This is a genomic window from Desulfatibacillum alkenivorans DSM 16219, assembly GCF_900142135.1.
GTDB lineage: Bacteria > Desulfobacterota > Desulfobacteria > Desulfobacterales > Desulfatibacillaceae > Desulfatibacillum > Desulfatibacillum alkenivorans.
Map to the genome: position 1 here is coordinate 1 of NZ_FQZU01000074.1, position 11,856 is coordinate 11,856.

General features: G+C 55.7%; 11 protein-coding genes and 1 pseudogene. 6 read left to right on the forward strand and 6 right to left on the reverse strand.

What is annotated here, in order from left to right; genetic code table 11:
- The 6 genes and pseudogenes from BUE18_RS26680 to BUE18_RS26705 form a co-directional block, all read left to right on the forward strand.
- Positions 1 to 233: pseudogene (locus tag BUE18_RS26680) on the forward strand (IS1634 family transposase); the annotation flags it as partial.
- A 103-nt stretch (positions 234 to 336) separates the two neighbouring features.
- On the forward strand, positions 337 to 1,419 hold the full coding sequence (locus BUE18_RS26685; protein WP_170868484.1) for a hypothetical protein: 1,083 nt from the start codon (positions 337 to 339) through the stop codon (positions 1,417 to 1,419).
- A 340-nt stretch (positions 1,420 to 1,759) separates the two neighbouring features.
- Positions 1,760 to 2,215 (forward strand): PaaI family thioesterase, encoded by a 456-nt coding sequence (locus BUE18_RS26690; RefSeq protein WP_073479176.1) that lies wholly within the window; start codon positions 1,760 to 1,762, stop codon positions 2,213 to 2,215.
- Positions 2,216 to 2,285: 70 nt separating this feature from the next.
- The gene (locus BUE18_RS26695; protein WP_073479177.1) at positions 2,286 to 2,876 is read left to right on the forward strand and encodes a Crp/Fnr family transcriptional regulator; all 591 of its coding nucleotides are present in this window, start codon (positions 2,286 to 2,288) and stop codon (positions 2,874 to 2,876) included.
- Between the two features lie 136 nt (positions 2,877 to 3,012).
- Positions 3,013 to 3,279, forward strand: coding sequence for a UxaA family hydrolase (locus BUE18_RS26700; protein ID WP_073479178.1), 267 nt, complete (start codon positions 3,013 to 3,015; stop codon positions 3,277 to 3,279).
- Positions 3,280 to 3,281: 2 nt separating this feature from the next.
- Entirely contained in the window at positions 3,282 to 4,442 is a 1,161-nt protein-coding gene (locus BUE18_RS26705; RefSeq protein ID WP_073479179.1) for a UxaA family hydrolase, read from the forward strand.
- Between the two features lie 160 nt (positions 4,443 to 4,602).
- Here the strand turns inward: BUE18_RS26705 and BUE18_RS26710 are convergent, their stop codons facing one another.
- The 6 genes from BUE18_RS26710 to BUE18_RS26735 all read right to left on the reverse strand — a co-directional run bounded on the left by BUE18_RS26710 (position 4,603) and on the right by BUE18_RS26735 (position 11,436).
- The gene (locus BUE18_RS26710) at positions 4,603 to 5,622 is read right to left on the reverse strand and encodes a GNAT family N-acetyltransferase (RefSeq protein ID WP_073479180.1); all 1,020 of its coding nucleotides are present in this window, start codon (positions 5,620 to 5,622) and stop codon (positions 4,603 to 4,605) included.
- A 3-nt stretch (positions 5,623 to 5,625) separates the two neighbouring features.
- Positions 5,626 to 6,837 (reverse strand): MFS transporter, encoded by a 1,212-nt coding sequence (locus BUE18_RS26715; protein ID WP_073479181.1) that lies wholly within the window; start codon positions 6,835 to 6,837, stop codon positions 5,626 to 5,628.
- Positions 6,838 to 6,854: 17 nt separating this feature from the next.
- Positions 6,855 to 7,832 carry an adenosine deaminase gene (gene add, locus BUE18_RS26720; RefSeq protein WP_073479182.1) on the reverse strand — a complete coding sequence of 326 codons (978 nt, stop codon included), beginning with the start codon at positions 7,830 to 7,832 and terminating at the stop codon, positions 6,855 to 6,857.
- Positions 7,825 to 8,955, reverse strand: coding sequence for a histidinol-phosphate transaminase (gene hisC / locus BUE18_RS26725; RefSeq protein ID WP_073479183.1), 1,131 nt, complete (start codon positions 8,953 to 8,955; stop codon positions 7,825 to 7,827). The genes add and hisC overlap by 8 nt, the downstream gene beginning before the upstream one ends.
- Positions 8,956 to 8,965: 10 nt before the next feature.
- On the reverse strand, positions 8,966 to 10,261 hold the full coding sequence (locus BUE18_RS26730) for an ATP-binding protein (RefSeq protein ID WP_073479184.1): 1,296 nt from the start codon (positions 10,259 to 10,261) through the stop codon (positions 8,966 to 8,968).
- 320 nt (positions 10,262 to 10,581) lie between these two features.
- Positions 10,582 to 11,436: a nitroreductase family protein gene (locus BUE18_RS26735; RefSeq protein WP_073479185.1), complete on the reverse strand. Its 855-nt coding sequence runs from the start codon at positions 11,434 to 11,436 to the stop codon at positions 10,582 to 10,584.
- Positions 11,437 to 11,856: the final 420 nt, after the last annotated feature.

The window sequence follows — 11,856 nt, forward strand, 5'->3', positions numbered from 1 at the left end:
TCCTGACCTGCCTTTTGGCGCTCACCTGCCTGCGGCTTTTGGAAATCAAGGTGAAAGGGAAGTACAGCGGCGGAACCATCATGGAAGAAATGCAGAACCTGAACTGCGTCCTCACCTGGAATAAGGGGGAAAAGTCCCCCAAGGTGCGGATTGAAGATCCCAACCCCATCCAGGAGGAGGTCCTGAAGGCCCTGGGATACGCCATCAAAGACGGTTGGGTTCTACAGATATAGCTGAAATATCGTCCATTATATCAAATCATTAGGATGCATATAGGCCATTAACTCTGAAAGTCCTGTCTTATTGTGCCTGGCGCCGGCTGTTTCGTATTCTGTTTTGGTGGGCGACATTAATAACGACGGAAAAATCGGCCTGGAGGAATCCATATACTCCATGAAGGCCTCGGCCGGCCTGGTGGATCCCTTGTCCAACCCCGGCGCCATTTGGGGGGAGTGGTATGTTGAGACCAGCAAGGTGACTTTTTATCCGGACAACGCCTATGAGAACGGCCGGCTATGCGGCGGACTGTATCCTGTCTCAGAAAATGGCGTATACACTTACGACCCTCAAACAGGCGCCTTTCACGCTGAAGTGACGGAAGACTCAAACGGGGATTACGGTTTTGGCGCCAGCCCCGGAGCGACCCTGGACGCAACCGTGGAGGCCATCGACTACCAAACCATGAAAATGCTTCTGCCCCATGGGGAGGAAGCCGTTTTTTCACGCCTGGCCCCAGGGTATCCAATAGCAGGCGTGTATGATGATTTCTCCGACGGTGAACTGGACGAGACGCTGTGGGAGTGGGGGGCGGGGGATGGCTCGGAAACCGGCTATTATTTTACGGAAGCCAACGGGCGTCTGACCCTGGCTTGTACGGACCTGGACGGAATGTATCTGAATCCCACCGCAAGGGGTTACCTGTGCATGTCGTCGAAAATGGCTATCAGCGAGGTCAACGGCAACTCCTGGCTGGCAATGGGCGGAAGTTTTTTTACAGAGACAATCACCGCGTTCGACACACGAATATACGCACAAGCGGGAATTCAGACGGAAAGCAACTCCACCACGGATAACATGGATAGTACGGCCACTCTTCGGGCCGGGGTGTATAGGTCTTTTCCGTACGCTCAATTGCATAAAGTGGATGCGCCCATATCCGGCAAGGATGAATGGCATACCTTAAAGCTGACCGTGGAGCAGGAACTGGAGGGCGGCCAGCCCACCGGCGCCCATTACGTCCGTTTTTACCTGAACGGCGCATTATGGTCCGAGAAGTATATGTCCACAGATTACGCCCTGCGTCCGTGCGACAGCTCCACTCGCGACCAGTACGTTACATGGGGGTGCGACGGAACTCCCACGGAGGGTGGAAGCCCTCACGTGGTCTATTGGATAGACGATTATATCCTGGGGGAATGATAGTTCTGCTTGGAAAAATGCACAGGAGCGAGGGCCGCGTCAGGGTAACCCTGGCAGAGCAGTATCCTGCCAGGGCGCGCAGCGTATGTATTTTAAACGCATAAGGCATTGAAACCAAAAATGTTGTTCCAATAGCCGCTTAACCCAAAACCAACATAAAAACGCCGGCGTCCCCGGATTAACCCTAATCCTTTCAACTATTGTCCGCCTGACAGGCCTCAAACGTTGCCTTAAACCGCCGTACAAATACGTTCGGCCGCAAGCATCGTGGAAACCTTCATGAATATGGCGTTGGAGCGCGGAAAAGTGTAAGATGTAAAAAACACTTTCAGGAGGATTTATGCGGAAGATCAACCCGGCTTACATCGAGGAACTCAAACAAACCATCAACGCCAGCCCGTACCCCGCCCACATGTCCATGCAGCTGGAGTCCGTGGATTACGACAAGGCGGAAGTGGTCCTGGACACCGGCCGCCAGCATTTGCAGCCTTTTGGCATTGTGCATGGCGGGGTGTTCGCCACGCTGATCGACACGGCCACATTCTGGGCCGGGTTTCTTCGCATTCCGGAAGATGCAGGACTGGTGAACGTGGACCTTAAGCTGAACTATCTGAAGTCCGTCACCGATCAGAAGCTCCGCGCCTTTGGTCTGGTGCTGCGGCCGGGCAGGACCGTCAGCTACGCGGAAGCCAAGGTTTATGACGCGTCCGGCGATCTGGTCGCCCACGGGACTTCGTCTTTGCTGGTTTTGCCCGGCAAGGGGCTTCCGTCCAAAGCCAAGAAGTTTCTTGACTAAAGCCGGAATGTTTGGAACTAAAGCGGTAATATCAATCCATACCTCACTGAGCAGACAGGTTGCATATTGTATGGCCGCTGATTTGGAAGCAGTTCGCAAAGCCCTTGGGTTTGACTCTCTGGCGCCGGATTCGGAATGGGAAAAGCTCCTGGCCCTGTCCGCCCCGCTTCATGTGCCGAAAAACGGATTTTTCATTAAGGCCGGGGAGAAGCCGCACCTTGTAGGCGCGGTGGTCTCCGGCCTTTTTCGCACCTATTGCATTACGGATAAAGGCGACGAACGCATCCTGGCCTTCCGCCATATCGGCCATTTGCTGGGAGGCTACGCCCCTTATCTGCTGGGCCGGAACAACTGGTATTCCATCCAGGCTTTGGAAGACAGCGAGCTGCTTTGCTTCTCCTTCAAAAACCTGGAATCCCTGGCGGAGGGGCATCCCTGCTGGAAAAACATCATGTCCGATTACACCGTAAGGATGTTTTTGGAAAAGGAATGCCGGGAGCGTTCGTTGTTGATGGATGACGCTGCGGCCAGATACCTCGATTTTCTGGAAGCCCATCCCGGCCTGGAGGATCGCGTTTCCCAATATCACATTGCCTCTTATCTGGGGATTTCTCCGGTTTCCCTCAGCCGCATCCGCTCCGCCTTGAAAAAGGTGCAATGACTCCTCATTTTCATCCGGTTGATTAACATATGTTAATGACTCCCCGGCTTTATAGCGCTATGGTTGTTCAGCCAATTGACCGGGCGGCGCTTCGCCGTCCGGGCATTCATCCAAATCAAGATTGCAGGGGGAAGTCATGAAACCTAACGCCATCATGGTCAATCCGGCCGATAACGTGGCCATCGCCCTGGAAGACATCAGCCGGGGGGAGGAAGTGCGCGTCGGGGAGCAGGTCCTGTGCCGGACGATCGCCGACATTGCATACAGCCACAAGGTGCTGCTTAAGGATCTTTCCGAGGGGGACGACGTCATCAAATACGGCGAAATCATCGGGCAGGCCGCCCTGGATCTCAAGCAAGGCGAGTGGGTCCATGCACATAATCTGACCCTGAAAGGAGAATAGTCATGGATTCATTCATGGGGTATGGACGCGAAGACGGCTCCGTGGGCGTGAGAAACTACGTGGCGGTCATTCCTTCCGTGGCTTGCGCCGTTCCTGTTGCTGCAGCCATCGCCAAAGCCGTGCCGGGAGTCGTCCCCTTGCTTCACGGCATGGGGTGCGGCAGGGGAGGGGACGATGCCGACATGCACACCCGGACCTTTCAGAATTTGTGCAAGAATCCCAACGTGGGCGCGGTCATCATCGTCGGCCTGGGGTGCGAGGTCGTCAACGCCGAGGGCATGGCTTTGGTTGCGGCCATGGCCGGCCGGCCCCACGCCCGGTTGATGATCCAGGCGGAAGGCGGCTCCCGCAAGACCACGGCCAAAGGCATCGGGATCGCCAAGGATTTTATGACGCAGGTTCAGGCGCAGGAAAGAAAGCCCTTTCCCCTGGACAAGCTCACCTTAGGCCTGGAATGCGGAGGCTCCGACGCCTTTTCCGGCGTCACCGCCAATCCGGCCGTGGGCAGGGCGTCGGACTGGCTGGTTGCAAAAGGCGGCAAGGTGATTCTCACCGAAACCACGGAAATGATCGGAACCAGCCACATCCTGGAGCGGCGGTCTGCAACTCCTGAAATCGCGGAGCAGATCAAAAACCTGATAGGCTCCGTCGAAGCCAAGACCTATGAAGTCCTGGGCCCCATAGCCAAGATGATTATATCGCCCGGAAACATGGACGGCGGCATGAGCAGCATTCGGGAGAAAGCCCTGGGCTGCATCATCAAAGGCGGGACCACGCCCATCAACCAGGTGGTGGATTATGCGGAAATTCCGGCGCAGCCGGGCCTGTCCATCATGCACGGGCCGGGTTACGACACCGAATCCCTCACCGGCCTGGCCGCCTCGGGCGCCCAGGTGATTGTGTTCACCACGGGCAGGGGCAACCCCATCGGCTTTCCCATCGTTCCGGTGGTCAAGGTGGCCTCCACCACCAGGATGTTCCAATCCATGGAGGACGACATGGACCTGAACGCCGGCGCCATTTTGGAAGGCAAAAGCCTGGACCAAATGGGCGAGGACGTGGTGCAAGGCATCCTGGACGCCGTCAACGGCAAGCAGACCAAGGCGGAAATCAACGAGCAGGACGGCGTCCTGTGCGTTTACAGCCGGAACACGTCCTTTTAAGGCAATGGCAACGGTGGGGTTTGCTCCGTGTTCCTCTTTGGGAGATGATTTTGGCCGCAAATCAAAAATAAATCAAAGCTCAATCCCACCCATTTTTGCAGAATGCGCGTTGGGTCGGATTGAGCTTGCTTAGCCTAAAATATCTTTCCAAACCAGTATGCTATTTAACTCCCTTTACGCTTTCCCAATCCTTGTACGCCATGTCCATTATCCGCCTGGCCCGATCGGAATAGAGCTTGACGCCTTCCCAGTTGGGCGTATGCAGGATTTTTTGCATGAGCAGGCCGTCATCATCAAACCACCGGGGCAGCAGGCCGCCAAGGAAATATCCCTGGCCCTTAAGAGCCTCAACCGCGGCGGCGCACCAGGGGTGGGACAATTTGACCCATGCCTGGCACACTTGGATATTGTTTGCCTCTCGGATTTCCGTTTCCTTTTTTTGAAACGCTTCTGAGAAACCCGGGCCTATGGAATGGATGGCAAAGCGCGCCACTTGGGCGAAGTCATAAATGGTGGGATCAACTGACGTGGCTCCGTCCGCCGGGACGCTGGCATGGGCTTTTTCCAGGAGGCGGGCGTCGTCCATATCCTGGTAGAGAAACCGGAGTTCCTCCCCATAGCACCCGGGCAGATAGACGGTATGGGGCCTGGGTTTTACTGTTCTATAACCAATCACGGCGCCCACCCGGCCCGCCGCGCTTTTTTCCCGGTCGTAGGCCTCGGCGGGCATGAGGTCCACCTCCAGGCCTGCTTCGCAGAATCCCATTTTTACACTGATTTTTTGCATAAAAACGTGGTTGGCCACCGCCTCTCCCCACAGCCCCTCGATTTGCAGCTCTTTCAGGAGCTTGCGGTCAGCCAACATCCCCTGCAACCGGGACGCGATGCCGGCGCCCCGGTATTGGGGCAGGACAATGCCCGACCCGCTTTCATAAAGGCGCTCAAAAGGGGAGGATCTGTAAATGGAGGCGACGCCAATTAATGCGCCGTCTTGGTCCTTTGCGACAAAAGGCAGGACTTCCTTTTTTTTGAAAGCTTCCCTGAGTTCGTTCGGGTTATAATAGAGTTTGACAGGATAGCCTTCTCCATAAACAGCCCTGAACAAATCGCCGACTCCGGGCGCGTCCTCGGGCTGGAACAGGCCGACGGTAAATGATGTTTCCTGGGTTTTATTCTCCATGGTTTAAACCTTTCCGGCAAGCCGCAGGGCTAAGAGCCCAAATATGATTGAAACCGCTGACATAATGAAAAATAGAACGGAATATCCATAACTGGAGACAACGAGGCCGCCTAAAAACGGCCCCAGAAAATAGCCCAGGTCCACCATTTCAATCATCATGTTGGTGTTGAAGGCGCGAAGCCTGGGCTCCGACAGGTTGAAGACAATGGCCATTATAACCGGCATGGCGACTCCCCATCCCAATCCCAGCAAAGCGCCGGAGGCGTAAAAGCTCCACTGGCTTCTGGTTGACTGCAGCAGTAAAAACATCAGGCCCACGAAAATCAGGGCCCCCGTGCATAGTCTGACCTTGTTCCATCGGTCGAACAGGGCGGCCGAGGCCAGGCGGATGCCTATCATGCTCACTGTGGCCAGGGCGAAAAAGGGGCTGACTTTTTCCACGCCTATGGTTGGGCCGTAGCTTTTTAAAAACATGAATATAATGGCAAAGCATAAATATGCCACGGCTCCAAGCGAGAGGGCGAGAATTATGTCCGCCCGCTTGAAATTGTCCATGATCTCCCTGCGTGTGGGAATGGCCTTCTCCCCATTTTCGGCGGACGCAGTCCTGGTGTGCAGCCGTTTGATCACCAAGAGCAGAGGGAAGACCAGCGCAGTGGAAGCTGCAGCCAGCATGTAAATATTCGCCTGGGTGAGGCCATGGGAAAGACCGAATTCCACGAGTGCAGGAATGATGGCAAAGGGCAGTAAATTGACGATGGACATGATCCCAAAGGCAAGTCCGCTCCTTTGGGGGCTTATGACCCCTACGGTGGAGGAAATAACCGCCGTGACCATGACCACAAAAGAAAGGCCATGGGCCGCCCTGATGATGGCTATAAATAATGGCTCATGGCCGAGTGTATAGCCGCCCAGGCACAGAATCATGCCTGCGGCCCCCAAGCCGATCCAAGGCAGGGCATTGCCCGGATGGATCAGGGGGCTGATGAAAGGACGGACTAACAGGGCCGTCAGGGAAAAGAGGCCCAAGAGAAAACCGGCCGTTCCGGCTTCCACCCCGTTGGCAATCAGGCAGGCGTAAAAATTGAAAAAAACCGCCATATTGCACAGCCCCAGAAAGAACGCCAGGATCAGCAGCACAAACGGTGCGGTAAGCAAAGGCGCCTGAGCGGGCTCCTTAAGGGGACTTTCCTGCCGGCCTGGTGCGTCAGTCATGAGGCGGTTCCTGTCTTCTATTGGTCATCGGTCCGTGACTTGTCTTTTGAGCCCAGGAATCCGTACTGGAAGCCATTGGCTAAAATGGCCATGAGGCTGTCTTCATCCAACCCCATAATCGTACGGGCAATGGCGTATTCCCTGCTCAGGGAGGTGCTGAAAAAAATAGGATCATCCGAATTTAGAGTCACGGGAACTCCCATTTCCATGAGTTTGGCAAGGGGATGCTTTTCGTAGGAGGCGGCTGCCCCAAGAAGCACGTTGCTGGTGGGCGCTAATTCAAGGGCAATGTCCCTTTCCGCAAGCATCCGGCATACCCGGTTGTCCAAGGCAGCTCCCAGACCGTGCCCTATGCGTTTAGGGCGGAGGATCTCAATGGTTTGCGCCACATGATCCGGGCCTGAAAATTCTCCCGCGTGCGCTACGGTCTCCAGGCCCATGGCCCTAGCCTCTTTGAAGCAAGAGGCGAAGGGCGTAATGCTGTCCGGAACCTCCATGCCCGCCAGATCTATGCCCAGAATATGATCGTCAGGAAACCGGCGTATGTAGTCCAGTGTTTCCTCTCCGGCCTCAGCGCCGAACATGCGGGAAATGGAAAAAAGAATCTTCACCTGAACGGGATGCTGCTTCATTCCATCCTGAAGGCCGGAGTACAGGCCCTGGAACATGGCTTCCGGTTTAACGCCCCGTTTGACGTGAAATCCCGGCATGAAGGAACACTCCGTATACACAATGTTTTCTTTGACTTGGGCTTCCACAAAGGCCCGGGCCGCCTGATAAAAATCTTCTTCATTCTCCAAAAGGCTGGTTGTGGTGAAGAAGCATAAGGCGAATTCCTCAAAATTTTTGAACGCAAATATGTCCGGTTTTATGGGGTCGCGACCTTTATCCGCAGCCAGGCGATTCAAAAACTCAAGGGGCAGGGCGCCTTCCAGATGCACGTGCAGTTCAGCTTTGGGCAAAGCCCTGAAACGGTCCTGAATGGCATCAATCATGTCCGCTCTCCCTTAGGATGTTTTTAAGACAGTGCACGAACCTTTGCATGGCCGGCATTTCCCCCACGGACACCCGGATGAAATTGGGGAAACGGAATCCGGTCATGGTGCGGATCATGACTCCCTGGCTCATGAGCTTGCGATAAGCCAGGCTGTCGCTCATGGGAAGGCGAACCATCAGGTAGCATCCTTCCTCCCCCACGGTGAACAGGCCCAGGGAGTTCATTTCATGGTGCAAATATTCCTTGGCTTCCCGGACAAGCGCCCTTGTGTTTTCAATATGGTGTTTGGACTCCAGGGCGGCCAGGGCGGCCGCCTGCGCCAGGGCATTGACCGAATATACCACGCAGGTGCGGCGGATGATGTCCACCACCTCCAGGGACCCGGCCAGGTACCCGATTCGCAGGCTGGCTAACCCGAACATCTTGGAAAAGGTGCGGAAGGTCACCAGATTGGGATATTGCGGCAACAGTTCCATGGCGTCGGGAAAGTCCGGCTTTTCAACAAACTCGCAATAGGCTTCGTCCACCACCACAATGCTTTTGTTACCCACCCGATTCAGAAAGTTCAGGAGTTTGTTCCGATCCCAATAGGCGCCCGTGGGATTGTTGGGATTGCAGACAAAAAAGATTTTGGTCCGTTCGTCCGCCGCGGCCAGCATGGCTTCGTCGTCAAACCCATAGTCTTTTAACGGGACGGTCCTGGCCTCGAACCCGGAGAACTGGGCCACCCATTCATACACGGCGAAGGTCTTGTCCGCGGTGACAATGTTGTCGCCTTCCTGGCAAAAAGCCTTGATTACAAAGGCGATGACCTCGTTGGCGCCGTTTCCCACAAGAAACTGGTCCAGGTCCATGCCAAAGCGTTCCGCCAGTTTTCGGCGCAGGTGGTAAGCGTCCCCGCTGGGATACACGGAGGCTCTGTTGGGCGGAAAATCCAGGATGGCTTGCCGGGACTCCTCCGGAGGCCCCAGGGGATTTTCGTTGTTGTTCAAACGCAGCAGGGAGGCGCACCCGTAATACTGCATCAGAACATCGTCGGGCTTGGAAGGGATGTAAGCCTCAAAGCACTTTATGTGTGGAGGGACTAAACGGTCAAAATCCGGCAGAGCGCAAGTGGTCATGGGCATGTCCTCACAGGCTGAAAAAAGCCATGTCCCCGCATCCTGCATAGGGCAGGATGTATCGGGGAGAAAAACCAGCCTGCAGAACAGCCGGCGCAAAATCGGCCTGCCATGGACGCCCCAGGTCAATGCCGAAAAACACGTTTTTTATGGCTTCCTTGTTCGCCATGTTCAGGTGCGCTTCCACGTTGGGAAGTATGTCCCGGCCCGGAGAGACGGGGAGGAATGTGACGTTGCCCGCGTTCCTGTCAAATTCGGAAAACAGGACCGAACGGCTCAGGGGATCAAGAGCCCGGCCCAAAGGGCGCAATATTTTCCGGGGCAGGCATAGCCGCGCGTATTGCTTTTCCAGGAATTCCTCCAGGCTTTCATGAGCCCACACATTGCACCCGGCGTCTTCTTGCATCTGCCTGAAATAGGCCGGCGCCTGAAAGGTTTCGCCATTGCCGGCCGTCAGAGGCAGGCTTCCCACTGTTTCGAAATAGTGGATTGGAATGTCCCGGTTATGACGGCGGTTAATCAGTCCCATGACGGGCAGTTTGGCGATATCCCCGATGCAGAAATCCAGTAAAGCCTCGCACAGGGCCGGATTGCCGTCCCTGGTTAAAAGGAACGGGCCGTGGCATTCCACCATGCTGCCGCTTGAAGAAAGATCCCAGGCAACGATTCCGGCGATCTCGCCGCCAGGCCCCACAGCGACGGCCGCTGTTGCGCCGCCAAAGTCGATTCTGTCCGCCAGCATCCTGGGGTGCAGGAATTGCCGCGGCAGGGCGTGGGCGGGATATAATCCCACTGCCTGGGCGGCTGCATAGGCGGCCTCTTCGGAATCGGCTTTTCGGACGGAAAAGGCCGTCAGGGGCGCCAGGTGCGAGGCCCCTTCGCCCGTATGGCGCGGGTAGCATTTTTCCTTGATCAGCTTGAGCATGAAGCGGCCTGAATCATCCCGTTCCACTGAAAACCCGTCCATGATACGGGACGCCACCAGAAGTCCCAGGTTCGCCATGTCCTGTTCGTTGCTCGTGGAGACGGAGGAAGTCATGTTGAAATATTCCAGAGGAAAGCCGGGGTCCTGGAAGACAAATTCGGTGATGACGCAATACCCTCCCGGGGTGCAGCGGATGGACAATTTTCGCCCAGGGGCGGATTTGCACAGGGACATGAAGATTTCTTCCGTGGCCATGGCCACGCGCCGGGCTTCCGCCTTTTCCAGTCCCATGGCCAGGGACGCATTTTCCGTTACTGATCGGGCTACAGGAAAAAATTCCGGAGAAGCCGCCAACTCAAGGACTACTTCCGAGGCGCTCATGAACATATCCTCTCATACAAACAGCCGGGAATCATTTTTTAAAACCAAAGCCGCAGGCCTTTTGAAAAAGGTTTTGCCCCGCTTGAAAAGCGCCTGGGTCATGGCCTGCTTTTAAAGACAGGCTGCAGTTTATTGAATAACGTATGGTGAAGTCAATTATTCTGCAACGAGGGAAGTAAATAATCTTGCGTTTAAACATTGCAGGATCAAGATATATGGCGCTTCCCGGCCCGATTCAAGGTGCACAACGACTAAGGGCCGGAAAGGGATTCTATACACCCTCGCCGGCCCAAATTGTTAATGGCGGGATAACGCCCTTTTCACGCCATGTCTTCCTTCACGCTAAAACGAACGGGAACCGGCCTGCGCTCCGGCAGGCGATGGTATTTGAACTTGGGATACCCCAGCATCAGGACTCCGTTCAAACGGTGATCCTTAGGCAGGTTCATGGCCTCCAGCAGGGGCGAATAGGCCAGGGCCGCGCCCATGAACATGCCGCCCCAGAAGGTTCCAAGCCCCAGGGTGGGCGCCGCCAACTCCACATAAGCCAGGGCCGAGGCGCAATCCGTGGGGTAGTAGCGGGAGAAGGGGGACTTGCCGTGCTCGGCGTGGGCCAGCACCATATGGGGGGCGCTCCGGCAAATCACGTCAAAGCCCATGTCCCAGGCGCCGATAAAAAGAGGGAGGGACATTTTCTTTCCCAAACCCGGGTCCGCCTCCATAACGCCCCGCATCCAGTCCACGGCCAGGCCGGCCAGCATCTTGACCTCTTCCTTGTCTTCGATGACCGTAAAATGAACCTCCTGATCATTGTGAGCCGTGGGCGCGTAGTGGGCCATGTCCACCAATTGCTTTAAAACCTCCCGGGGCGCGGATTTATCCTTGTACACCCTGACCGAACGGCGGGACCGGAGAAATTGCTCCGCCTGATCCCGATTGATGACCAGGTCCTCTTTGATTTCCGGGCATTGCTCAATGGGAACGTCCCGGTGGGAAAGGGCGCCGGCGGGGCATACGGCCACGCAATGGCCGCAGGCCATGCAGGTTTGCTCCAGGCCCGGGCCGGGCGTGGGAACGCCTTCCTTGTCCGGCATTTGGATTCCGGCCACCGGGCATTCGGTTACGCAGATGCCGTCTCGATTGCATTTGTCAGGATCGATTGTAAAGATGTCCATGATTTGCTCCATAGTTTTGGGGATTGAAGATCAAGGCCGCTGGAAGGTGCGGTTTTTTTCCGAGTGTGTAAGAGTTTCCTGGACCGGTCGTCTATTGTCAAGGGATTTGTTGGAGGTTGCGTCACATTGCCCTTAAATGGGCGGCTTGGATCTCATCCCAAGATGACGGGGGCGGCCCAGGCAAGGCTTTTTTTGCCTGGGTTACCCATCATGGGGGGAGGCCAAGCCTGAAACACGCAAAAAACGCCCCGCAGCATGTTCTGCGTAACCGTCTAAACAACCGCATCTTCACGGGTTAATCGGGATGTGGCATAAGAATTTCCATCTTTTGAAAGGAGATTCCATGTCGCAAGAAGCCATTTATCCGACGAAGAGCCGAGAAGATCGTTTTTCCGCACCAAGCCAAGACCTGTCCGATCC

Coding starts and splice junctions, on each gene's coding strand:
- BUE18_RS26735 (WP_073479185.1), bottom strand. CDS start 11,436: ATGGACATCTTTACAATCGATCCTGACAAATGCAATCGAGACGGCATC.
- BUE18_RS26710 (WP_073479180.1), bottom strand. CDS start 5,622: ATGGAGAATAAAACCCAGGAAACATCATTTACCGTCGGCCTGTTCCAG.
- hisC (WP_073479183.1), bottom strand. CDS start 8,955: ATGACCACTTGCGCTCTGCCGGATTTTGACCGTTTAGTCCCTCCACAC.
- BUE18_RS26690 (WP_073479176.1), top strand. CDS start 1,760: ATGCGGAAGATCAACCCGGCTTACATCGAGGAACTCAAACAAACCATC.
- BUE18_RS26695 (WP_073479177.1), top strand. CDS start 2,286: ATGGCCGCTGATTTGGAAGCAGTTCGCAAAGCCCTTGGGTTTGACTCT.
- BUE18_RS26730 (WP_073479184.1), bottom strand. CDS start 10,261: ATGAGCGCCTCGGAAGTAGTCCTTGAGTTGGCGGCTTCTCCGGAATTT.
- add (WP_073479182.1), bottom strand. CDS start 7,832: ATGATTGATGCCATTCAGGACCGTTTCAGGGCTTTGCCCAAAGCTGAA.
- BUE18_RS26705 (WP_073479179.1), top strand. CDS start 3,282: ATGGATTCATTCATGGGGTATGGACGCGAAGACGGCTCCGTGGGCGTG.
- BUE18_RS26715 (WP_073479181.1), bottom strand. CDS start 6,837: ATGACTGACGCACCAGGCCGGCAGGAAAGTCCCCTTAAGGAGCCCGCT.
- BUE18_RS26700 (WP_073479178.1), top strand. CDS start 3,013: ATGAAACCTAACGCCATCATGGTCAATCCGGCCGATAACGTGGCCATC.